We start from the raw sequence: 22,573 nt of genomic DNA, 5'->3' as shown, positions 1-22,573 counted from the left end.
ATACGGCTCGTTAGACCCGCATTTCGCGCGTTATTCTGCGCGAGCGCGGGTGGCCGTGGCAACCGACCGGCCGATCGCGCAGGTCGGTCTTTTGCGCCAGCCTAGTTTCGCGCATTAGTGTGCACGCAATCAATCACCGTCCGTGCAGTTACTGGGAGGGCCCCCGCGGTGGACCGGTACGCCAGATGGAACGCCCTGCTCGAGATGCTGACCGACAACGGCCGGGTCAGCGTCGAGGCGGCAGCCGAGCGGCTGGACGTCTCCCAGGCCACCATCCGGCGTGACTTCGACCAGCTCGCCCAGCAGCAGATGATCACGAGGACCCGGGGCGGCGCGGTCGCGAACGGTGTCTCGTACGACCTGCCACTGCGCTACAAGACGGCCAAGCACTCGGCGGAGAAGCAGCGGATCGGCGCGGCCGCCGCCGCGCTCGTCACGCCGGGCACCGTGGTCGGCCTGAACGGCGGCACCACCAGCACTGAGGTGGCGAGGGCGCTCGCCGTCCGGCCGGACCTGAACACCAGTGCCGAGGGTGCGCAGCTCACCGTGGTGACCAACGCGTTGAACATCGCCAACGAGCTGCTGGTCCGGTCCCGGATGAAGGTCGTGGTGGCCGGCGGGGTGGTACGCCCGAAGTCGTTCGAACTTGTCGGCCCGCTGGGCGGGGCGCTGCTGCGCGAGGTCACCCTGGACGTCGCGTTGCTCGGTGTGGACGCGATCGACCCGCAGCTCGGTGCCGCCGCCCACCACGAGGGGGAGGCGGCCATGAACAACCTGATGGTGGCCCGAGCCAAGCGCGTGGTGATCATCGCCGACTCGTCCAAGCTGGGCGGTCATGCCTTCGCCCGGATCTGCCCGGTCGAGCGGGTAGAGACGCTGGTGACCGACTCCGGCGCCGCACCCGAGGTGGTGGACGCGTTCCGCGCCGCCGGCGTGCACGTCATCTGCGCCTGAGCGGTCACGTTCCGTCGATGAAATAGCCCGTTCGGCGCGTCGATGCATACCGCGTATTGCGCGCGCCTGCATACCGCGTATGGTGTCGGCTGTCACGCCCACCCATCGGGGGAGGTGCAGCTTGCCAGCTGTCCTGGAGATCGAAGGTCTACGTAAGACGTACAAGAGTCGTCGACGCGGCACCCGCAACGCGCTCGACGGCTTCGACATGCGGGTCGACGCGGGGCAGGTGCACGGCTTCCTGGGTCCCAACGGCTCCGGCAAGACCACCACGCTGCGTACCCTGCTCGGCCTGATCCGGCCCGACGGCGGTCGGATGGCGCTGCTCGGACACGAGGTCCCCGACGCGCTGCCCACGGTCGCCGGCCAGGTCGGCGCGATCGTGGAGAGCCCGCAGTTCTTCCCGCACTTCTCGGCACGGGACACGCTGTCCCTGCTGGCCGGAGCGGGCGAGGTGCCGGCCATCCGGGTCGACGAGGTGCTGGAGCTCGTCGGGCTGCGCGACCGCTCCGGCGAGCGGGTCAAGACGTACTCGTTGGGCATGAAGCAGCGGCTCGCCGTGGCCTCGGCCCTGCTGAAGAACCCGAAGCTGCTCATCCTCGACGAGCCGGCCAACGGCCTCGACCCGGGCGGCATCCGGGAGATGCGCACGCTGATGCGCAACCTCGCCGAGTCCGGGATGACCGTGGTGCTGTCCAGCCACATCCTCGGCGAGATCCAGCTGATCTGCGACTCGGTCACCATCATCTCGCTGGGCCGACGGGTCGCGTTCGGTCCGGTCGACGAGGTGCTCGCGCAGCACTCGTCCGGTGCGGTCCGGATCCGGCTGGAAGCGGTCAGCGACCTGCCGGTGGCCACCGAGGCGCTCACCCAGGCGGGGATCCGGGTCACCGGCCACCCGGACCACCTGATGCTGACCGGCGTCGACAAGCCGGCCTCGGTGACGAGGCTGCTCGCCGAGCGCAACCTCTACGTCAGTGAGCTGGCTCCGATCGCCGTCGATCTGGAGAGCGTCTTCCTCGAACTGACCGCCACCGCGCCGGTACCCGGCCAGGCACGGCAGGTCGACGAGTCCATGAAGGTCGGTGGAACGGGTCAGGCCGCCGCCGCCGGAGGAGGGTGGGGCGCGTGAGCCTCTTTCGTACGGAGCTGCGCCGGCTCACCAAGCGGCGCTTCACCCGCTACATGACACTGCTCGGCCTGCTGGTGCTGGCCGCGGTGGTGGTCGGAGTCTTCTTCACCAACCAGAAGATCGACGCCGGCCAGCTCGCCCGTGCCGAGCGTCAGGCCGACCAGCAGTACCAGGAGCAGGTGCGCTGGAGCGAGCAGGAGCGTGTCGCGTGCGAGCAGGCCAAGACGGCCGGCACGCCGAACGACGGTCGCTACCCCGACGACTGCTCGATGATCGCGCCGCCGCCCCGGGACCAGATTCAGGCCGACTGGTTCCTGCCCTCGACGTTCAACTTCAAAGAGACGTTCGACGAGACGCTGGTCCCGTTCGCGGCGATCCTCGCGCTGGTCGGGTTCGTCATCGGCGCCTCCTTCGTCGGCGCCGAGTGGAGCACCGGCGGCATGATGAACCTGCTGCTCTGGCGGCCCAAGCGGCTCACCGTGCTGCTCACCAAGCTGGCCGCGCTGCTCACCGGCATGCTGGCGGTGGCGCTGCCCGCCGCAGTGCTCTGGTTTGCCGGGTTCTGGGCAGTTGCCTCGTTCCGGGGCAGCACCGAGAAGATGACCTCCGGGGTCTGGCAGTCGTTCATGCTGACCGGGGTACGCGGTGTGGTGCTGGTGTTGGTGCTCACCACCATCGGTTTCGCCCTCGCCTCACTCGGTCGGCACACCGCGATGGCACTCGGCGGTGTGGTGGCGGTGATGGTGGTCGGCCAGTTCGGCCTGGGCATCCTGCTGGCGATGGCGAGCGTGCGGTTTGCCGAGGCATGGCTGCTGCCCACGTACGCCCTGGCCTGGATGACGAAGACGGTCACCCTGCAGGACTGGAACGCCTGCAACGCGACCTACTACGGGGAGTGCAAACCAGCCACCCTGGACATCACCTGGCAGCAGTCCTCCGTGCTGTTCTCGGTCGGGTTGGTGGTGATCCTCGGAGCGGCGCTCTGGGCGATGCGTCGCCGCGACATCTCCTGACCAGAGCGACGCGACGCGGCCGGCCCGGCCGTCGGGATTCCCGGCGGCTCAGGGCCGGCCGCGCCGCTTGCTGCGACCCTGGTCGACCCTGGTTAGGCTGAGCGCCATGCCCGCCGACACCACCCCGACCGCCCCCGAGCCGTCCACCGAGGCTCACCCGGGTGTCGCGGCGACCGGTGGGCCCACGGTCCCGACTCCCCGGCCGGCGCCTTCCGTCGAGAGCACCGACGATCCCGCACCGGACGACGGCGCCGACGCCGAGCCGAGCGCATCAGCGGCCCAGCTGACCGAGCGGGAACGGGCCATCCTCGCCTTCGAGCAGCAGTGGTGGCGGCACGCCGGCGCCAAGGAGCAGGCCGTCCGGGACACCTTCGGGGTCTCCTCTACCCGGTACTACCAGTTGCTCAACGGTCTGCTGGACAACCCGGCTGCGCTTGTCGCCGACCCCCTGCTGATCGGTCGGCTCCGCCGGCTGCGTTCGTCGCGCGCCCGCAACCGCCGCCGCTGACGGCACCCCTGCCGGGGTATTCCGCCTGTTGTTCCCGTTTAGGCCCGCGCTGCCAGTCTGTCCGCCCTGGCCCGCCCGCCTACCCGCATGCCGGCTGGCCGGGCGGGTAGGCGGGAGGCGTTCCGAGGTCGCCACGCGACCCCGGACTCAGGAAGGGAGCGGGGTATGACGGCAACGAACCAGAGCGGCTCGATGGGCGGCAGAGCGCAGCAGGCCCGACAGGAGGCCTCCCGGGTCGGCCAGCAGGCCACGCAGGCCGGGGGTCAGGTCGCCCACACCGCCGCCGAACAGGGCGGGCAGGTGGCCGCAGAGGCGCGGCGACAGGCCCAGCAGTTGACCGGCCAGGCCACCGGGCAACTTCGGGATCAGGCGCAGACGCAGCAGCGGCGGGCCGCCGAGGGCCTGCGCGACCTGGGCCGAAACCTGGGGTCGATGGCCGAGCAGGACGGCGATTCCGGGCTGGCCGGTCAAGCGGTACGCCGGGCGGCCGACGCCGCCCAGCAGGCCGCCGGCTGGCTCGACGAGCGCGAGCCCGGCGAGGTGCTCGACGAGGTACGCACGTACGCGCGGCGCCACCCGGGGACGTTCCTCGCGGGCGCGGCGGTGGCCGGGCTGCTGGTCGGGCGGCTCACCCGTGGCCTGACCGCGCCGCCCTCGGGCAACGGTCAGGGTGGGAGCGCGTCCGGTGCTCCCCCGCCAACGCAGGGCGCACCTGCGGATGCCGATCAGCAGGCGTACGTGGGGACGGCACGGGCGCAGAACGTCTCGCCCGCCGGTCGACCCGCGCCGGACCTGCCCGGCGGGGTGGCACCGTGAGCGCCCCCGAGAAGGAACGGACCCAGGCATCGGTCGGCGATCTGCTCGGCGATGTGACCCGGGACGTCTCCACCCTGGTGCGCAAGGAGGTCGAGCTGGCCAAGGCCGAGCTCCGCGAGGAGGTCAGCCAGGCCGGTAAGGCTGGTGGCATGTTCGGCGGCGCCGGGCTGGCCGGGTTCCTGGCGGTGCTCTTCGTGTCGTACGCCCTCTGGTGGGGGCTGTCCAACACGATGGACCAGGGGTGGGCGGCGTTGATCGTCGCGGTCCTCTGGGCTGCCGTGGCTGGTGGTCTCTTCATCAACGCCCGGACCCAGCTGAAGCGGGCACGTGCGGTTCTGCCCAGGACGAAGCAGACTGCCCGGGAGTTGCCGGACGCCCTGCGGGGTCGGTGAACGAGTCGGGAGGGAACAGGTCATGTCCAGTGATCCGGATCGGATCCGGCGGGAGATCGAGACCACCCGCAACGAGTTGAGCAATGACGTCGACGCGCTGACCGACAAGGTCAACCCGCGTCGGATCGCCGGTGACCGTGTCGGGCAGGCCCGCGGCGCGTTCACCCGAGCGAAGGAGAAGATGATGGGCAGCTCGAACCATCTCGGGCAGGAAGCTGGCCAGCGGATGTCGCACGCGGCCGGCTCGGTACGCGATGAGACCCGTTCTCTCGGGCACCAGTCTCGGGAGGCCATGGGCTCGGTGCGCGACGAGGCGCGCTCGCTCGGGCAGCAGTCCCGCGAGCAGGCTCAGGGCAACCCGATGGCCGCCGGCCTGGTCGCCTTCGGCGTCGGCCTGCTGGCCGCCTCGCTGATCCCGCCGAGCGGGCGCGAGCGGCAGCTCGCCGGACGGGCGCGCGGCATGGTCAGTGAACACTCCGATCAGCTGCGCGAGCAGGCGAGCCAGGTCGGCCACCAGATGCAGGACAACCTGCGGGGGCCAGCGCAGGAGGCGGCACAGTCGGTGCGGTCCAGCGCCCAGCAGGGCGTGTCCGCGGTGCGCGACCAGGGCCGCTCTGCTGCCGGTCAGGTGCAGGGAGGGGCGCATGCGGCCGCCGACGACCTTCGGCAGCGCTGACCCGATCGGCGCGCCGGGGCCGGTGCCGGTGATGCGGGTACGATCCGCGTCCGCGCCGGCCCCGGGCCGACCGGTCAACGAGGACCTGGTCTTCCGGTTCGGCCCGCTGGTCGGTGTCCTGGACGGCGCGACCGTGCCGGAGGGCTTCGACACCGGCTGCGTGCACGGGCCGGAGTGGTACGTCCGCCACCTGGCCGCCCGGCTCGGCGTCGCCGAGGCGTCCCGCCCGGCGGCCCGGCTGACCAGCAACCTGGCCGCGGCCATCCTCGCGGTGCGCGCCGACCACGGCGGGCAGTGCGACCTCGACCATCCCGGCACCCCGTCCAGCACGGTCTGCCTCCTGCGAGACTGCGGGGACCAGGTGGACTACCTGGTGCTCTGCGACAGCCCACTGGTTCTGGACGCCGGCGGTCAGGTCAGCGTGGTGACCGACAACAGGCTGGACGTGGCGATGGCGGAGCTGCGGGAGACGGTGACTACCGTGCCCGGCGGAGCGGCGGACCCGGTCACCCGGTTCCGACACGCCGTGAGCGTTCAGCGGGAGCGGATGAACCGCACCCACGGCTACTGGGTGGCGGCCTCCGACCCGGACGCGGCCTTCCACGCGGTGACCGGAACGATGCCCCGGCGAGGTCCGACGGCGCTTCGCCGGGCGGCCCTGCTCAGTGACGGCGCGTCCAGCGCGGTGGAGCAGTTCGGGCTGACCGACTGGGCGGGTCTGCTGGATCTGCTCAGCGACGAAGGGCCGGGCACGTTGCTCGACCGGGTCCGGGACGCCGAGCGCGACCACCCCGATCGGCTGCGACGGCACAAGCCCACCGACGACGCCTCGGTGGTGTTCTGCGACTTCGGGCCGACGGTCTGAGCACCAACGGGTGACAACAGAGCGTGAGGAATGACACCCGGGCCGCCCGACCGGCCGGTACCGGTAGCCGGACCGCCAGTGCATCGCCATTGGGGTGGACTTCGGCCGATGAGGGCGGCAGACTGCGGCACGTGGCGGGTGCGGTCCGGCTGGAGCCGGTGGACGAGCGGAACCTGGAGCCGTTGCTCTCCGTAGCGGCTGCCGAGGCGGAGCCCTGTGATGTCATGCCTCCGGTCGAGGCCCCCGCCGGCTGGTCGCTCGCCCGCCGTGAGGCGTTCCGAGAGTTCCACAGAGCGAGCTTCGGCGGGCTGGGCGGCCCGACGCGCTCGCAGATGTACGCGATCCTCGTCGGCGGCGAGGTGATGGGCATGGTGCGGATGACGCGCTGTGACGAGCCCGGCACGGTGGAGACCGGAATGTGGCTCGGCCGCTCCGCACGGGGCCAGGGGATCGGCGCGTCCGCCCTGCGGGAGCTGTTGAACGCCGCCGCTCGGGCGGGCATGCGGGCCGTGGTGGCCGAGACGAACCGGGACAACGTCGGTGCTGTCGCCGTGCTGAAGAAGTGCGGGGCCACCCTGCACGAGGCGGGCGGCAAGGTGCGCGCCGAGATCTGCCTGGATTCGACGCCGCCCGCGCTCTGAGGCTTCCTCGGGTGCCGGATCGGCCGGCGGCGACCGTGGGGGTCACCGCCGACCGCCTCGATCAGGCTGGCACCCGCACGATGTCGTAGTCGGTGGTCGGCGTCGACTCCACGTCGAACCGACCGTTCACCACGTACAACGCGGAGCCGAGCAGGTCGCCGGTGGCCGGCGACCGCAGCTGCGAACCGGTGATCTCCCGCTGCACCACCCCAGCGGTGTACCCGGCGTTCATCCGGACCACCGCGATGACGTTGGTCAGGTTCCGGATCACGTAGAGGGTCCGACCACGCAGGACCAGCCCGTCGGCTCGCTCCACCGAGTAGCCACCGAGGTCGACGAGACGGCTGCCGCCGGTCCTCGGGTCGATGCGCACCAGTCGCCCGGGCAGCATCTGCGCGACCAGCAGATCGCCGTCCGGCAGGGCCACGATCCCGTTGTGGTAGACGTCCGGCGTCGCGGCCGGGCCGGTGAGCTGGAGGACCCGGAAGGCGGTGGGGGCCGGCAGGCGACCACCGGGTCCCAGCGGCACGACATACAGCACCTGGCGTGCGGAGTCGGTGAAGTAGACCGCGCGGTCGGTGATCACCAGGTCGTTGACGTAACTGCCGGGCTCGTCGGTGAACTGGTAGTGGGCCAGCTTGGCACCGGTGCCCGCGTCGTACACGCTGGCGCCGCCGCCGGAGAAGTCGGCGGTCCAGAGTCGGCCCTGCGGGTCGAGTTTGAGGCCCGCCTTGTCGGTGCCCGGTGTGCCCGGGATCAGCACGGAGCCGCGCCCGGTGCGTAAGTCACCCCGCCATACGGCGCCATCCAGGATGGACCCGACGTACACGGTGGTGCCCCGACCGATCGTCAGCCCTTCGGGGGTGAAGCCGTCGGGCAGGGCGATCCGGGCCGGGAACGGCTTCGTCGGGTGAGCCGCCGCCGGTGCGCCGACCGTGGACAGGGTCGCCGCCGCCAGCAGCGGGACGGCGATGAGAGAGAACAGCTTGTGCAAGGAGCACCTCTGACGTCCGAGTGGATAACTCCACTGAGGAAGATGACCTCCTAGGAACGCCCGAGGTGCGACGAAAGGTTGTACTGCTCCGCTCACCCCCGGTTGGCGGCGTACGCGGCCAACCAGGCGACCTGGGCCGGGTCCAGCGACGGACGTACCCGTGCCCGCGCGCTCGCCACGTGCTCGGCGGTGACGGTGGCGGCAGCCAGCGACTCCCGCATGGCGGCCAGTGCCGCCTCCCGGACCAGCGCCGCGCAGTCCGCAGCGGAGAAGCCGGTCAGCTCGTCGCCGAGGACGGCCAGGTCGACGTCCGGTGCCAGCGGCACCTGCCTTGACGCGGCCCGCAGGATCTCCGCGCGGGCAGGCCCGTCCGGTGGCGGCACGTAGACCAGCCGCTCCAACCGGCCCGGCCGCAGCAGCGCCGGGTCGATCAGGTCCGGCCGGTTCGTGGCGCCGACGACCACCACGTTGCGCAGCGTCTCCACCCCGTCCAGTTCGGTGAGCAGCGCGGCGACCACCCGGTCCGTGGTCCCTCCGTCGGTGGCCTGGCCGCGTACCGGGGCCAGCGCGTCCACCTCGTCCAGGAAGATCAGGGTGGGGGCCGCCTCCCGGGCCCGGCGGAACAGCTCGCGGACCGCGCGTTCGCTCTCGCCGACCCACTTGGAGAGCAGCTCCGCGCCCTTCACCGACAGCACGTTGGCCCGCCCCGACCCAGCCAGTGCGGTGACCAGGTATGTCTTCCCACACCCCGGTGGTCCGTAGAGCAGCACGCCGCGCGGTGGTTGCACCCCGAGCCGGGCGAAGGTGTCCGGGTAGGTCAGCGGCCACAGCACCGACTCGGTCAGCGTCTGCTTGACCTCGTCCAGGCCACCCACGTCGTCCAGAGTCACCGAGGCCAGATCCAGGGTCGACGCCGCCATCGTGGTCGGCCGGACCACCTCCAGAGCGGCGGTGAAGTCGGCCATCGACACCGTCGGCGTCTCGGCGGACTTCTGCCGCAGCGCCGCGCGTACCCCGGCCTCCCGGACCAGCGCGGCCAGGTCCGCCGCGACGAACCCGGGGGTACGCGCGGCCACCTCGTCCAGCCGTACGTCGTCGGCCAGCGGCACCTGCCGGGTCAGCACGGTGAGCTGTTCGCGGCGCAACGGTTGGTCGGGGAGCGGGATGCTGATCCGCAGTGACAGCAGGTCGGGCGCACGCAGTGCGGGGTCGACCGCCTCCGGCCGGCCGGTGGTGCAGACCACGGCGACACCGGCTCGGATGCTCTCCGCGAGCACCTGGCGGAAGACCGTCGCCACCGGGCCGGGATCGTCCGCCGGCGCGAGCGCCTCGACGTCCGAGACCAGCAGCACCGCCGGTGCGCCGGCTCGGGCCGCCGTCGCCGCTGCGCGCAACCGGTCGGCGGCGGCCTGGTTGGCCAGCGCGGCCACCTCGGGTGCCCAGAGCGGGTGGACGCGGGCACCGACCCGGGCGGCGACGGCCCGAACCAGCGCTGACTTCCCGGAGCCGGCCGGGCCGACGAGCAGCACCCCCAACGAGATGGTGGTGCCCAGCCGGCCCAGCACCTCCCGGTGGTGAAAGCCTAGGTCGAGCAGCTCGTTCAGCTCCTCGGCCTGGGCCCGCAGCCCGGGTAGCTCGTCGACGTCGGGCGCGTCGTCGGGCGGGTCCACCGCCGGGACCTCGTCAGCCGTCCCGCGCGGCTGGGCCGGCGGGGCGTCGACCGGGGCAATCCCGCCGTGGGTGGCCGGGCCGTGCTCCCAGGCGATCGACGTGTCCATGGTGACCAGCGCGCCGACGCCCGGCTCGACCGTGACCACGGTGAGCAGGGTGCTGGTCCAGGCGAAACCGACCGTGTTGGCGAGGCTGCGTCGAGCCGCCTCGACCAGGCTGCGCACCGAGGCGTCCGGCAGCACATCCTGCGGCAACAGCGACACGTCGTCGCCAGCGGTGAGCACCTTGCCCAGCAGGGCGAGCCGGAGCATCTCCGGGCTGACCGCCGCGACCACCCCCACCGGGCCGGCCAGGACGACCCGGCCCGCCGGGATCAGCGGCACCGGAGTCACCCGCACCTGACCCCCGTCACGCAGGCCCAGGTTGCCCAACGTCAGGTCGTCGGCGTACAGCAGCGCGCTGCTCGCGCCCGGCGCAGCGGCCGCCACGATGCCGGCCGTCTCCCGGCGGCCGGCAAGCCGGACCGGATCACCGGGGCGCAGCCCCAGCGCGGTCAGCACCTCCGGGTGCAGCCGCACGATGCCCCGTCGGGCGTCCAGCGCGGCCGGCCGTAGGCTCGCCGTCAGGGTCAGGTCGGGTTGCGCCACCGCCCGACCGTAGCCGCCGGCAGCCAGCCCCGCCGTCAGCGCCGCGGATCCAACTCGTCCAACAGCGTCGGGTCCCGCCGGATCAGCTCCGCCAACCGGGCCGCCGGGTCGGGGGTCAACCCGTCCGGGCCGGGCACCCAGGCGGGCACCGTCCGGCCGGACAGCGGCCAGGTCGGCGGGGGTTCCACCGGGGCTGCCGGGGGCACCGGCCCGACCGTGACGTCCGGTCCGTCCCAGGAGACCCGCAACGGGTACGTCCGACCGGCGTGCTCCACGTGCACGGTGACCGTCAAACCGGGATAGGCGCCGACGACCTGGCGGACCGCCTCGGCCACGTCCTCGACGGGCCCCCACCCGGCCACGTCGCCGGGGGCGTCCGCCCCCGCGTGGCGGGCGTCGTGCCGGCCCGGCCCGGCGTTGCGGGCGTCGCCGCGACCAGGTCCGACCTGCTCCGGCGGTGGTGCGGTGTCGTCACGGTCGTTGGCCCGCCGGCGCAGCGCCTCCTCACGCCGGGCCAGTCGGGCCAGTGTCTCGTCCAGGTCGCCCCTCACCGAATCACCCCTTCCCGCCACGGCCGGAGCCGGTTGGCTCAGGCCCTCCTGTCCCGGGTAGCACGGTCCAGCGCGCGGTCCAGGACGACCAACAGAGCGTCCCGCACCGAGAGTCGGTCCCGGGCGTCGAACTGGACCAGGGGAACCTGGTCACCGATGGCCAGCGCCCAGCGGATCTCGCCGAGTTCCAGGGCCAGCCGGCCGTCGAAGGCGTTGACCCCGACCACGAACGGCAGCCCCGCCCGCTCGAAGAAGTCGATCGCCGGGAAGCAGTCGTCCAGCCGGGCGCTGTCCACCACGACCAGCGCGCCGAGCGCTCCCCGAGCAAGGTCGTCCCACATGAAGCCGAACCGGGACTGACCCGGCGTGCCGAACAGGTAGAGCTTCAGGCTGCGGTCGATGGTCACGCAGCCGAAGTCCATCGCCACCGTGGTGGTGGTCTTGCTGGACCGGGCACCCGGGTCGTCCACACCGATCCCGGCGGTGGTCATCTCGGCCTCGGTGGTCAGGGGCGCGATCTCGGAGATCGCACCCACGGTGGTGGTCTTGCCCACCCCGAACCCACCGGCGACCAGAATCTTGACCGGGATCGGCGGTGCGGCCGGTCTGCCGGCCGGTGGCCGCGTCGACCCCGTGCCGGACGGCGGCTGGTACGGCGGTGGCGGTGGCGGCGGGGCCGGCTGCGGGCTGGCGCGCCCGATGATGGGCCCGGTGCCCGACGACATGCCGTAACGGGCTGCGGCGCTGTTTGCGGCGACCCCGCCGAGCGGGGCGACCGGCCATTCAGGAGATCGCACGGAGTCCATCAATCACTCGCAGGATGAGGTTGGGGTCGAAGGCGTCGTCGGCGTCGGTGACGTGCACGTCCAGGTGTCCGGCCGCCCGTAGGTCACCGACCAGGACCCGGGTCACGCCGAAGTGCAGCCGGGTCCGGGCCGAGATCTCGGCCACCGAGATCGGCTCGGCGCAGAGCGCGATGATCGCCTGGAATTCCGGTGCCAGCAGGGCGCCGGACTGGCCGGCCCACCAGCCGCTCTCCGTGCGGGCGGTCACCTGCGTCTCCAGCCCGATCGCCGGGTCGGCACCCGCCACCCGCCCGGAGGTGAGCACGAACGGACGGGGGCCGGACGGCCGACCACCGTCCGGCTCCGGCTCCGGCAGTGCTGGTGTCGCCGCCGCGCCGTCCCCGGTCGGGGGTGGCGTGCGCAGGTACGGGCGGATCCGGACCCGGGGATCCGGGTCCGGGTCCTCGCCGGCGACGTCGGGGGTCACTGCTGGACGGCGTTCTTCAACTCGACGATCAGCCGCGGGGTCAGGGCACCACCGGCCCGCCCGGCGAAGAGCGTCATCTCGTACGCGACGGTGCCCAGGTTCGCCGACCGGTCGGCGACCACCCCGAGTACGGAACCGCTGCTGATCGCGCTGATCAGCAGGTAGCCGTCGGCCATGTCGACGATCACCCGGTTCAGACCGCCGAGCGCATACCAACTGGCCGCCCCGCCGGCGAGGCTGGTCATCCCGGAGACCACGGCGGCCAACCGCTCCGCGTTGGACCGATCCTTGATCGCCGACATGGCCATCAGCAGGCCGTCCGAGGAGACCGCGATCGCCTCCAGGACCCCGGCGGTGCTGGAGGTGAAGGAGTCCAGCAGCCAGTTGAACGTACGGGCCTCGGGGCTGAGGTCCCCGCTGGTGCTGGGCTGGCTCTGGTCGACGTTGTCGTGCAGGAAGGGGCTGGTCACCGTGATGATCCTTCTTCGTTCCGGCGGTCTGGGCTGACTTCGCGGAGAGCGCGGGCGACGCCCGCCTCGAACTCGGTGATGAGATTGCGGACCTCGGCCGGGTCACCGAGGTGTGTACTGAGTGGCTGGCACGCCGGGACGACGGTGAGGTTCGCCCCCGGCACCCGTCGGTTCAGCCGGGGCCGACTCTGTGTGGCATCGGCCGAGTCGGCACTGTCCGCCACCGTGGGGCCGGCCCCTCCGGGTGTGCTCGGCAGGTCGCCGGTCACGCTCGGGTCCATCGCAGCCGACCCGGCACTGGCCGACTCGGCCCGGCGTACACCGGCCTGGAACGCCTCGACCAGCGCGCGGGCGGCGGCGGGGTCCGCGCCGGTGGCGTCCACCGGCCGGGTCGGAGCGGCGGTGGCGTGCAGGCTGGCCCCGGGCACCCGCTGTCGGACCCGCGGCCCGGCCGGCGTGCCTGATGGTTCCAAACCCTCGGGGGTGGGAACGGCCTGCTCCGATTGACCGGCGCCGAACGCGTTCCAGGACGGTCCGGCCCCCAGGCTGCGGGTGGCCCGGCTGAGCAGGTCCGAGTCGAAGCCAGCTGGCGTGGCCACGGCTGCCGTGAGGGCCAGTGCGCCCTGGTCGGGGTCGGGGGTTGCCGCCGTACGGCGGTCTCGTTCCGGCACCGCGGCCCGGGCCACGGTGGCCCCGGCCCGCTCGGCGCGGCGCAGCACCAGTGACGCCGACGGGATCTCCAGGTGTGCGGTCACCCCACCGCCGGCGGTCGCGGCCAAGCCCACCTCCCAGCCGTGGCGGCGGGCCAACCGGCCCACCACGAAGAGACCGAGCACCTCGGTCGGTGCCAGGTCGAGCCGTTCCCGGCGGGTGAACCGGACGTTCTCCTCGGCCAGCCGCTGCTCGCCCATGCCGATGCCGTGGTCCACCACGGTGATCCGCGCGCCGAGGCCGGACGCCTCGGCGGCCACCAGCACCCGGGTGTGTGGTGGGGAGAAGACGGTGGCGTTCTCCATCAGCTCGGCCAGCGCCAGGATGAGATCGCCGACCACCGCTGGCGCGGCCGAGATGCCCGCCGGCACCCGCACCTCCACCCGGGTGTAGTCCTCGATCTCACCGAGCGCCAACCGGACCACGTCGGCCAGCGGCACCGGCGCGGTGTGCGCGTCGGCCCCGGCCGAGCCGGAGAGCACCACCAGGCTGCCGGCGTTGCGCCGCAACCGGCTGGAGATGTGGTCGAGTCGGTAGAGGTGTTCCAGTCGGCCCGGGTCGACCTCCTGCTGCTCCAACCGGTCGATCAACGCGATCTGCCGGCCCACCAGGTTCTGGGTGCGCCGCCCGACGTGGCCGAACATCTGCGCCACGTTGCGTCGGCCGGCGACCTGCCGTTCGACCAGCTGCGCGGCGGTGCTCTGCACCCGGTCGAAGGCCCGCGCCAGGTCGCCGATCTCGTCGGTGCCCCGGATGTCCACCGGCTCCAGCCGGACCGGTTGAGGGCTCTCCGCCTCGTCGTCGGTGACCCGGACCAGCTCCGCCTCGGCGACCCGGGCGACCCGGTCGGCCGAGCGGGTGAGCCGGGTCAGCGGTCGGGCCACCGTCCGCGCGACCGCCGCGCTGAGCAGCACCACCAGGGCCAGGATCAGCGCCGCCGCGGCACCGACCAGGTACGCGGCGGTCAGCGCGCGCCGCTGCTCGGCGTTCACCTCGGTGAGCACGTCGGCGACGAGCTTCTTCTCCACGAACTGACCGAGGCGGATCATCGTGCGGACGGCCGGGAAGAGCGCCTCCAGCGGCACGTCCCGAACCGCGCCGGCCGGGTCCCGGGCGCTGGTGGTCAGGAAGTCCGCGCTGGTACGCGCGGCAACGGCCGCGTCGTTGAGCTGAGCCACCTTGAGCTGCTCTGGCGTGATCAGGCTGCGGAAGCGTCGACTGTCGACCTGGAGCCCGGCGATGCACGCCACGTATGCGGCGCTGGTGTCCGGGGTGCCGATCGCCTTGACCAGGACGCTCAGGGTGGCGCAGGCGCCCAGGCCCTCGTCGGCGCGGAGCAGACCGTCGAGGGCGAGCACCTGACGGCCCGCCTGCGTTTCGGTGTCCACACCGAACACCAGGCGCAGTGAGTCGATCAACCCCACGTTGACCGGTCTGAACGCCTCCATCACCTGGCCCGGGTTCGCGGTCCGGGCCAGCACGGCCGTGCGCAGGTCGACGAGGCTGGACACCCCGTCCAGGGCGCGGTCGACCCGGTCGGTCAGCGCGTCGTTCCCTCCAGCCCGTAGGTCGGCCACCCGGTCGTCCACGTCGGCGGACGTGAGGATCAGCTCGCTCCGTTCGACCCGGCCGAGCAGGAAGCCGACCGAGAGGATTCGTTCCTGCTGAAGGTCCTGGACCAGGCTGCCGACCCGGCTCGCGAGCCGGACCTGGTCGGCGGTGTCGCTGGCCCGCTGTGCCGCGGCCACCCGGTCGAGCATCACGGGCACGGCCAGGCCGACCATGCTGAGCAGCGGGATCACCACGAGCAGCGCGAGCTTGCCGCGGATGCGGAGCCTACCGAGCAGCATCGAATGCCCCCCACTGCGCGGTCTCCGGGTCGCGGGCCGCGCCGATCGGTTGCAGCGCTCGCGGGTCGGGGGCCGCCGGTTGCCAGGGGTCGCCCTGCGAAGGGGTGTCGGGGGTCTCCGCGTGGGTCGCGGCCATGGCGGCCCGACGCCGGGCCCGACGAGCGGCGGTGATCAGCAGCGCGGCGAGCCAGCTCAGCAGCAGCCCGGCCAGTACCCCCGCTCCGGCGGTCAGCCAGCGGTCCCGGTCGAGATTGTCGATGCGCTCGACCAGCAAGGCGTCCAGCTCCGCGAGGATGACCGGTTGAAGCTGGCGGGCCGCGCGGTGCGTGTTGAGCGCGGCAGCACTCAATTGGCCGGGGTCCAACACGCCCGTGCCGTTGGCCGGGGCGGAGTAGGCGGCCAGCGCCTCCACCGAGCGCTGGTAGGTGTCCAGCGGGGTCAGCACGTTGGCACCGAGATCGGTGCTCTCCGAGCCGTCCACGGCGGAGCGCAGGTTGTCGACGAGGTCGGTGGCGGGTGTCAGGGCGGCCACCCGCAGGCCGGTCAGCTCCATCAGGCCACGGGGTTGCTCGGCGGCCGGCCGGCGGGAGATCAGCGTGCCCAGATCGGCGAGCCGACTGGCGGCCACCACCGCCTCGGGCAGTTCCTGGCCGGCGCTGTCCTGGAGGTAGAAGGAGTCGGCCTCGGAATCGCGTACGAGCCCGGAGCTTTCTCGGACCTTGTCGTGCAGGGCCAGTAGCAGGTCGGTGGCCTCGCTGTACGCCGTGTAGGCGGACTCCGGGTCGGCGGTGCCGGGGGCACGTAGCGCCTCCAGCTTGGCGCGTACCCCGGCCCAGCGTTCCTGGCTGAGCAGCTCGACACCGATGCGAGCGTCCACCGCGGCGACCTTCTCGACCGCCTGGTTCAGCGCCTCCCGGGCGACGGGGCGACCGTTGACTGCGGCGGACTGGGCCTCCACGAGGGCGTCGGTGACCGTGGCCAGAGCGGTGAGGTACTGCACGCCGAGCCGTTCCCGGGCGGCCAGGTCCCGGTCGTCGGTGGTCTGCCGCCAGGTAGTCGTGAGGAGCAGGCCCACCGGTGCCAGCAGTGCCCCGATGAGCAGTAGCGGCAGCAGTCGGCCCAGCGTGGACGACCGTCGACGGGCCCGCGGCGCGGGGACTGTCATGTGTGTGTCTCCTCGGCGTGGGGCGCGGATCGGCGCAGTGTCGGGTTTCACCGACGAGTCCCGTGCACCGGACCGGAAAACTAGCCGAATGTCCCGCTGGTCGGCCCTTGGTCGATGAGTCAGGTTCGCGTCAGTTCAAGCGATGTCACCATTTGTCCGCGTTGCCAGCACGTTCTGTTTCATCAGTGGGTGTGACATGGAGGGATCGATGTGGATATCCGCCGAAGATCGGAATTCACGGGATCCGAACTCAACTCACTGGGCCGCGTCGGACGTTGCGCGCTCGCATCTCATCGATCACCGATCGGGGCAACCGGACGGACGTACGGCGGATCTCAGCCAACGCTCAGGCTGCGGGCCGTACCGTGTGCCGCATGACATCGCCGTCGCCGGCCGCGTGGTTCCGGCGTGCCCTGCCCACCCGTCGCCGCGCGATCGCCGCAGGGGCGGTCGTCGTGCTGGTGGCCGCCGCCGTGACCTGGGCGGTGTGGCCGAAGGGACCGGGCGTACGCAGCGAGAGCGCGATGCTCACCGTCCGCTCCGGACCGTCCGGCGACCAGCCGGTGGACCTGGACACGACGTTCTACCTGCCGGGTGACGCCTCGTCCGGTCGGAAGGTGCCGGCAGTGCTGTTGGCACACGGGTTCGGCGGCACGAAGGAGTCGGTGCGCTCCGACGCGGAGGAGTTCGCCGGGCGCGGCTACGCCGTGCTCACCTGGACCGCGCGGGGCTTCGGGCGCAGCGGCGGCGAGATCCACCTGGACAACCCGGACTACGAGGTGCGCGACGCCGAGCGGCTGCTGGACTGGCTGGCCGCGCGACCGGAGGTGTCCACCAACGCCGCCGGTGACCCGAAGGTCGGTGTGGTCGGCGGCTCGTACGGCGGTGGGTTGGCGCTGCTGTTGGCCGCCCAGGACCCTCGGGTGGACGCGATCGTCCCCATGATCACCTGGAATGACCTGTCCCGGGCGTTCCTGCCGGAGAGCACCGGCGGGGCACCGACCGAGGGTGTGTTCAAGAAGGGCTGGGCTGGCCTCTTCTTCGGCGGCGGGGGCAACGTGGGTTCCGGCCCGGCCGGACTCTCCGGCGGCACCGCCGCCCAACCGCAGGGCGCTCCGGCGTCGGCCGGCCCGCCCAGCCCCGGACCGGGCGCCGGCCCGGGCACCGGACCCGGTGGCGCCCCGGCCGGTGCCGCCGACCCGTCCTGCGGTCGGTTCGCCGCCGACGTGTGCGCCGCGTACCTGCGGATCGCCACCGCCGGCCAGGCCGATCAGGCCGCCGTGGACCTGCTGCGCCGCTCCAGCCCGGCGGGCGTGCTGGACCGCATCAAGGCGCCCACCCTGCTGGTACAGGGCGAGGCGGACACGCTCTTCCCACTCGGTGAGGCGGACGCGAACGCGCGCGGCATCGCCGCCGCTGGCACCCCGGTGCGGGTCGCCTGGTTCACCGGCGGGCACGACGGCGGCGCCGGCCCCCGCTCGGACTCGGACCGGGTGAAGTTCCTGACCGTCCAGTGGCTCGACCACTACGTCAAGGGTGAGGGCGACGCGCCCGGCGACGACTTCACCTGGTCGCGGATCGCCGGCTTCGACGCGCTCGACCGGGGTCTCGTCGCCACCGGCTTCCGCCGCGCCGACTACCCGGGCCTCACCGGCACCGCTCGCCGGGACGTCCCGGTCGCCGGGCCGGCGCAGCCCATCGCGAACCCGCCGAACGGCAACCCGGCCGCCATCTCCTCGATCCCGTTCGCGGGCGGGCTCGCCTCACTGCTGGACGGCGTGGCTGGCGACGTGCCCGGCCAGCACGCCCGGTTCGAGTCGGCGCCGCTGACCGAGGCCGTTGACGTGGCCGGTGCACCCACCGTCACTGTGCGAGCCGCGTCGCCGACCGGGGAAGCGGTGCTCTTCGTCAAGCTCTACGACGTCGACCCGGACGGCGCGGCCACTCTGCCGAACGGGCTGGTCGCCCCGATCCGGCTCACCGGCCTGCCGCAGCAGGTGCAGGACGCCCGCCCGGTCACCGTGACGCTGCCGGGGATCGTCCGACGGGTGGAGGCCGGGCACCGGCTGCGCCTGGTGGTGGCAAGCTCCGACCAGGCGTACACCACGCCTGCCCAGCCGACCGTCTACACGGTGGCGGCGGACGGCGCGGTCACCCTGCCCACGGTCAGCGGCGAGCCGATCCCCACCGCGGCGACGCTCTGGCGCTGGGTGCTCGCCGGCCTGCTCGCCGCCATCGCGATCGGCCTCGTCGTGGTCGTCGCCGTGGTCCGCCGGCGGCACCGTCGCCAGGACCGCTCGGTGCATCCGGAGTACGCGGATACCCCGCTGGCCGTGCGCTCACTGCGCAAGGAGTACGCGGACGGCTTCGTCGCGGTGTCGAACGTGGACTTCGAGGTGCACCCGGGTCAGGTGGTGGGTCTGCTGGGGCCGAACGGTGCCGGTAAGACCACCACGCTGCGGGTGCTGATGGGGCTGACCCAGCCGACCGCCGGGGAGATCTACGTCTTCGGTCGCCGGCTGGTGCCCGGTTCGCCGGTGCTGTCCCGGATCGGCGCGCTGGTGGAGGGGCCCGGCTTCCTGCCGCACCTGTCGGGTCTGGACAACCTGAAGGCGTACTGGCGGGCCACCGGACGGCCGTGGGAGGACGCGCAGTTCGACGCGGCCCTGGAGATCGCCGGGCTGGGCGACTCCGTACACCGGAAGATCAAGAACTACAGCCACGGGATGCGCCAGCGCCTCGCCATCGCCCAGGCCATGCTCGGCCTCCCCGAACTGCTGGTGCTGGACGAGCCGACCGACGGGCTGGACCCGCCGCAGATCGCCGAGATGCGCCGGGTGCTCCAGCGGTACGCCACGGACGGCCGGGCGGTGCTGGTCTCCAGCCACCTGTTGGCCGAGGTGGAGCAGACCTGCACGCACGCGGTGGTGGTGAACAAGGGCCGGATCGTGGCGTCCGGGCCGGTCGAGGAGATCGTGGGCGAGTCGCCGAGTGTGCTCTTCGACGTCAGCGACCCGGTGGCGGCGCGGGCGGTGCTGGACCGGCTGCACGGGGTCCGCGTGTTGCCGGAGAGCGACGGCCAGTTGGTGGTCGACACCAACGGCACGGCCCGCAGCGACGTGGTGGCTGAGCTGGTGCGTGCCGGCATCGGAGTGGACCGGGTGGTGCCCCGGCGGCGCCTGGAGGACGCGTTCCTCGCCCTGGTGGGCGAGAACTCTCGGGGAAGCGGTGACCGGTGATGGCAGGCTCTTCCGTCGAGACGCCGCAGGGCGTCACCGACCCGGCCGGAGCGGCCCGGGGTTACCGGCCGTCGGCCACGATGCCGTTCGCGGCGGAGTTCCGTCGGCAGGCGTCCCGGCGGCGGACCCAGCTGGCGCTCGGGTTCATGGTGCTGCTGCCGCTGATCATCCTTGTCGCGTTCCAGTTCGATTCGGGCGGCGACGACGACAACGGCCGCAACGAGTTCTCCAGCCTGGTCGAGTTGGCTACCGGAGGTGGGCTCAACTTCACCCTGTTCGCGATCTTCGTATCGGCGTCGTTCCTGCTGGTGGTGGTCGTCGCGCTGTTCTGCGGCGACACGGTGGCCAGCGAGGCGAGCTGGGGCAGCCTGCGCTACCTGCTGGCGATCCCGGTGCCCCGGGCCCGGTTGTTGACGGTGAAGCTGGTGGTCGCGCTCGCGTACTCGGGACTGGCTCTGGTGCTGTTGGCCGGCACGGCGCTGTTGGCTGGCACCCTGCGCTACGGCTGGTCGCCGTTGCGCAGCACGGTCGCCGCCGAGTTGGAGCCGACCGAGGGGTTGCTCCGGTTGCTGGCCGTGCTCGGCTACCTGGCGGTCGTACTGCTGGTGGTGGCCGGGCTGGCGTTCCTGCTGTCGGTGACCACGGACGCCGCGTTGGGCGCGGTGGGTGGTGCGGTGTTGCTCTGGATCCTGTCCAGCATCCTGGACCAGATCACCGCCCTGGGCGCGGTGCGCGACTTCCTGCCCACCCACTTCAGCAACGCCTGGCTGGGTTTGCTCTCGACCCCGGTGCAGACCGACGACGTGGTGCGCGGCTGCATCTCGGCGATCAGCTACGCGACGGTGTTCTGGGGGTTGGCGTTCTGGCGCTTCACCCGCAAGGACATCACGTCCTGACGGGTCGGTCTCACAGCCGGCCCGACCGGGCTTGATCGACTCGGCTTCCTTGGGCTTGATCGACTCGGCTTCCTTGATATTGGGGTGTCCCTCGCGCTCGGACACCCCAATTTCAACGAAACGGAGCCGATCATTGCGGCGGTCATTGGTGCGGCTGACCTCACTGCCGGCTGGTCTCACAACCTGCTGTCGGGCGGGCTCACCGATGACGGCACCGCGCTCGGCGCCGGCGGTGGGGCCGGCCGCGTCGGCACGGGCGTCGACGGGTCGGCCTTCTTCCAGGCGCTGACGCCGATCCGGCCGGTGTTGCCGAGGTCGATCGGCCCGTCCGGGTCGACCTCTTCGTCCGGCTGCCCCGCAGCGGGTGCCACCGTCAGGTACTCACCGTTGGTGGCCACCACGGTCGAATCCGTCACCAGGTTGCGCCAGAGCACCACGGCGGTGGCCCGCTCGTTGGGAGCAAGGGTGACCTTCCGGGGCGGCTGGTCGAAGCCCGAGGTGATCTCCTTGGCGCCATTGACCACCCGCAGCATGATCGGCCCGCGCTGCTCGTCGAACACGTGCAGCACCGGGTACCCGTCGAGCTGGTAGGGCTGGTCGCCGCAGTTGGTGAGCTCCAGGCCAAGGGCCCGTAGGCCCATCGCGGCGTCCGACCCGGTCGACCGGATCTGCACGCCGGACGCCGGGCACGGGTCGATGCTCGCCGACGGACCCGGCGTGGTCGGTAGCCGGCTCGGACCGTCCCCGGCCTGGCTCCGATGGTCGGCGGGCGTGCAGGCACCGAGCAGAAGAGCTGCGGCTCCCGCCGCGCTGATCCGTCGCCATGCTGCCGCATCCCGGGAGATCATCGGCCAATCCTCGCCCACGTCGGCGTCGCACCGCCGCCCGGCCCCGGCTGCCGCGAGCCCTGTCGAGCTGCCCGGTAATTGCCTACAGCCCATCGGGAGAGCAGGGCGGAAGGTGGTTGGTGCGGAGGGTGCACCGCGAGCCGCCGGGCAGGCGGTCGTCGCACCACACTCGGGTACGCAGGAACTGACGGTCCTCCTCGCTCAGGGTCGTCTCGCCGAAGTCGATGGCGGTGACATGTACGAGCGAGTCCCGTAGCGCCTCGGCCAGCGCCCGTGCGCCGTCCACGCTGGTCAGCGTCGTCGGCAGGTGCACAATCCAGCGGGGCTGCACCTCGTACTCCGTCATGGCCCTCCCTCGTCGTGACTGGGGTGGCGCCGAGGCGGGCGGGGTCGGCCGGTCGATGCCTGGACATCCCCGGCCGGAGCCCCGCACCCGCCCCGGGCCGGCTTCAGGCGGTCGATCCGAACAACCCCTCGGTGTACGACCTCAGCGCCCCCGTAGGCGCCTGCCGTTGGCACTTCGGGCACCTTCACGTTGGACCTCCGCGTCGGTTGGCGGGGGCGCCGGGGCAGCGCGGCAGTCAGCCTCAGATGGGGGACATCTGAGCCGCCATACGCCCTGCCCCGGCAGTCCGGGCGTCAGCCCGGGGGAAGCGGAACGCCTGGCTGCCGAGCGAGGAGTCCCGCGTAAGAGACGCTAGTTGACGTAGTTACCTAAGTCAACGACGGTGTTGTAGCTGATGAAGTTCCATGGTCAGATGGTGGTGCCGAGCGAGGAGTACCACCTGATGGCCAACCGAACCGCCGACTACGTACGCGTTGTCGAGGCGATCACCGCCCAGATTCGCGCCGGAGAACTTAAGCCGGGGGACAAGCTACCCACGTACGCGCAGCTCGCCGACCAGTACGGGATCAGCGTCTCAACCGCTCAGGCGGCACTTCGTATCCTTCGGGACCGTGGCCTGGTGGAAGGTCACCAGGGCAAGGGGACGTACGTCGCGGAGAGCGGCGGCTCGTCGTAGATCGGATGCCGCCTCGATCCTCCGCTCGCCCGACGGCTACGCCATCGCGGGCGACGCAGTAAGGCCGCCCAAGCCATCCGCCCCATTCTTGGGGCAGCGCGACGGCTGTACGGGCCACCCGGTAGGCGGTACGGTCAGTTCGGGAGCGCTCCCATGGTCGCGCTGGCCGGGTCGGCACTCGGGTCAATCTTGGGCGTAAGTGCAGCTCGGGGCATCCGCGCCGCGCATCTGCCGCCGGGT

General features: G+C 72.3%; 22 protein-coding genes. 12 read left to right on the top strand and 10 right to left on the bottom strand.

Annotation, left to right across the window (positions count from 1 at the left end):
- Positions 1 to 168: 168 nt before the first annotated feature.
- From PCA76_RS30445 to PCA76_RS30405, 9 genes are all read left to right on the top strand, one after another.
- Positions 169 to 954 carry a DeoR/GlpR family DNA-binding transcription regulator gene (locus PCA76_RS30445; RefSeq protein ID WP_272613872.1) on the top strand — a complete coding sequence of 262 codons (786 nt, stop codon included), beginning with the start codon at positions 169 to 171 and terminating at the stop codon, positions 952 to 954.
- A gap of 121 nt (positions 955 to 1,075) precedes the next feature.
- Entirely contained in the window at positions 1,076 to 2,086 is a 1,011-nt protein-coding gene (locus PCA76_RS30440) for an ATP-binding cassette domain-containing protein (RefSeq protein WP_272613871.1), read from the top strand.
- A complete protein-coding gene (locus tag PCA76_RS30435; protein ID WP_272613869.1) occupies positions 2,083 to 3,099 on the top strand; it encodes an ABC transporter permease subunit in 1,017 nt (338 codons plus the stop codon). The genes PCA76_RS30440 and PCA76_RS30435 overlap by 4 nt, the downstream gene beginning before the upstream one ends.
- Positions 3,100 to 3,205: 106 nt before the next feature.
- Positions 3,206 to 3,607: a DUF3263 domain-containing protein gene (locus PCA76_RS30430; RefSeq protein WP_272613868.1), complete on the top strand. Its 402-nt coding sequence runs from the start codon at positions 3,206 to 3,208 to the stop codon at positions 3,605 to 3,607.
- A 165-nt stretch (positions 3,608 to 3,772) separates the two neighbouring features.
- Positions 3,773 to 4,423, top strand: a complete 651-nt coding sequence (locus PCA76_RS30425; RefSeq protein ID WP_272613867.1) for a hypothetical protein — start codon at positions 3,773 to 3,775, stop codon at positions 4,421 to 4,423.
- Positions 4,420 to 4,815: a phage holin family protein gene (locus tag PCA76_RS30420; RefSeq protein WP_272613866.1), complete on the top strand. Its 396-nt coding sequence runs from the start codon at positions 4,420 to 4,422 to the stop codon at positions 4,813 to 4,815. The genes PCA76_RS30425 and PCA76_RS30420 overlap by 4 nt, the downstream gene beginning before the upstream one ends.
- Positions 4,816 to 4,837: 22 nt before the next feature.
- Complete coding sequence (locus PCA76_RS30415; protein ID WP_272613865.1) at positions 4,838 to 5,491, top strand: DUF3618 domain-containing protein; 654 nt, start codon at positions 4,838 to 4,840, stop codon at positions 5,489 to 5,491.
- Positions 5,460 to 6,356 (top strand): hypothetical protein, encoded by an 897-nt coding sequence (locus PCA76_RS30410; protein WP_272613863.1) that lies wholly within the window; start codon positions 5,460 to 5,462, stop codon positions 6,354 to 6,356. The genes PCA76_RS30415 and PCA76_RS30410 overlap by 32 nt, the downstream gene beginning before the upstream one ends.
- A 131-nt stretch (positions 6,357 to 6,487) precedes the next feature.
- Positions 6,488 to 6,997 carry a GNAT family N-acetyltransferase gene (locus PCA76_RS30405; protein WP_272613862.1) on the top strand — a complete coding sequence of 170 codons (510 nt, stop codon included), beginning with the start codon at positions 6,488 to 6,490 and terminating at the stop codon, positions 6,995 to 6,997.
- A gap of 61 nt (positions 6,998 to 7,058) precedes the next feature.
- On the opposite strand, the gene PCA76_RS30400 is transcribed toward PCA76_RS30405, so the two are convergent.
- The 8 genes from PCA76_RS30400 to PCA76_RS30365 form a co-directional block, all read right to left on the bottom strand.
- Positions 7,059 to 7,991 (bottom strand): SMP-30/gluconolactonase/LRE family protein, encoded by a 933-nt coding sequence (locus PCA76_RS30400; RefSeq protein WP_272613861.1) that lies wholly within the window; start codon positions 7,989 to 7,991, stop codon positions 7,059 to 7,061.
- Positions 7,992 to 8,083: 92 nt separating this feature from the next.
- Positions 8,084 to 10,309, bottom strand: coding sequence for an AAA family ATPase (locus PCA76_RS30395; protein ID WP_272613860.1), 2,226 nt, complete (start codon positions 10,307 to 10,309; stop codon positions 8,084 to 8,086).
- Between the two features lie 35 nt (positions 10,310 to 10,344).
- Positions 10,345 to 10,860, bottom strand: coding sequence for a hypothetical protein (locus PCA76_RS30390; RefSeq protein WP_272613859.1), 516 nt, complete (start codon positions 10,858 to 10,860; stop codon positions 10,345 to 10,347).
- Between the two features lie 38 nt (positions 10,861 to 10,898).
- The gene (locus PCA76_RS30385) at positions 10,899 to 11,666 is read right to left on the bottom strand and encodes a GTP-binding protein (protein WP_272613858.1); all 768 of its coding nucleotides are present in this window, start codon (positions 11,664 to 11,666) and stop codon (positions 10,899 to 10,901) included.
- Positions 11,644 to 12,132 (bottom strand): DUF742 domain-containing protein, encoded by a 489-nt coding sequence (locus PCA76_RS30380; protein WP_272613857.1) that lies wholly within the window; start codon positions 12,130 to 12,132, stop codon positions 11,644 to 11,646. Before PCA76_RS30380 ends, PCA76_RS30385 begins: the two co-directional genes overlap by 23 nt.
- Positions 12,129 to 12,602: a roadblock/LC7 domain-containing protein gene (locus PCA76_RS30375; RefSeq protein ID WP_272613856.1), complete on the bottom strand. Its 474-nt coding sequence runs from the start codon at positions 12,600 to 12,602 to the stop codon at positions 12,129 to 12,131. The genes PCA76_RS30380 and PCA76_RS30375 overlap by 4 nt, the downstream gene beginning before the upstream one ends.
- Complete coding sequence (locus PCA76_RS30370) at positions 12,599 to 15,163, bottom strand: sensor histidine kinase (protein WP_272613855.1); 2,565 nt, start codon at positions 15,161 to 15,163, stop codon at positions 12,599 to 12,601. Before PCA76_RS30370 ends, PCA76_RS30375 begins: the two co-directional genes overlap by 4 nt.
- A complete protein-coding gene (locus PCA76_RS30365) occupies positions 15,150 to 16,328 on the bottom strand; it encodes a hypothetical protein (protein WP_272613854.1) in 1,179 nt (392 codons plus the stop codon). Before PCA76_RS30365 ends, PCA76_RS30370 begins: the two co-directional genes overlap by 14 nt.
- A 374-nt stretch (positions 16,329 to 16,702) precedes the next feature.
- On the opposite strand from PCA76_RS30365, the gene PCA76_RS30360 reads away from it, so the two are divergent.
- Positions 16,703 to 19,567 carry an alpha/beta fold hydrolase gene (locus PCA76_RS30360; protein WP_272613852.1) on the top strand — a complete coding sequence of 955 codons (2,865 nt, stop codon included), beginning with the start codon at positions 16,703 to 16,705 and terminating at the stop codon, positions 19,565 to 19,567.
- Positions 19,567 to 20,463 (top strand): ABC transporter permease, encoded by an 897-nt coding sequence (locus PCA76_RS30355; protein ID WP_272613851.1) that lies wholly within the window; start codon positions 19,567 to 19,569, stop codon positions 20,461 to 20,463. Before PCA76_RS30360 ends, PCA76_RS30355 begins: the two co-directional genes overlap by 1 nt.
- Before the next feature lie 176 nt (positions 20,464 to 20,639).
- Here PCA76_RS30355 and PCA76_RS30350 read toward each other — a convergent pair whose 3' ends face one another.
- Together PCA76_RS30350 and PCA76_RS30345 are read right to left on the bottom strand one after the other, a co-directional pair.
- Positions 20,640 to 21,311: a DUF4232 domain-containing protein gene (locus PCA76_RS30350; protein ID WP_272613850.1), complete on the bottom strand. Its 672-nt coding sequence runs from the start codon at positions 21,309 to 21,311 to the stop codon at positions 20,640 to 20,642.
- Positions 21,312 to 21,393: 82 nt separating this feature from the next.
- On the bottom strand, positions 21,394 to 21,657 hold the full coding sequence (locus tag PCA76_RS30345) for a hypothetical protein (protein WP_272613849.1): 264 nt from the start codon (positions 21,655 to 21,657) through the stop codon (positions 21,394 to 21,396).
- A gap of 442 nt (positions 21,658 to 22,099) precedes the next feature.
- Between PCA76_RS30345 and PCA76_RS30340 the strand changes: the two genes are divergently transcribed.
- Positions 22,100 to 22,333, top strand: coding sequence for a winged helix-turn-helix domain-containing protein (locus PCA76_RS30340; RefSeq protein WP_272619739.1), 234 nt, complete (start codon positions 22,100 to 22,102; stop codon positions 22,331 to 22,333).
- Positions 22,334 to 22,573 lie beyond the last annotated feature (240 nt).

The sequence above is a fragment of the Micromonospora sp. LH3U1 genome, assembly GCF_028475105.1.
GTDB lineage: Bacteria > Actinomycetota > Actinomycetes > Mycobacteriales > Micromonosporaceae > Micromonospora.
This window is presented reverse-complemented; position numbering and strand designations above follow the sequence as displayed.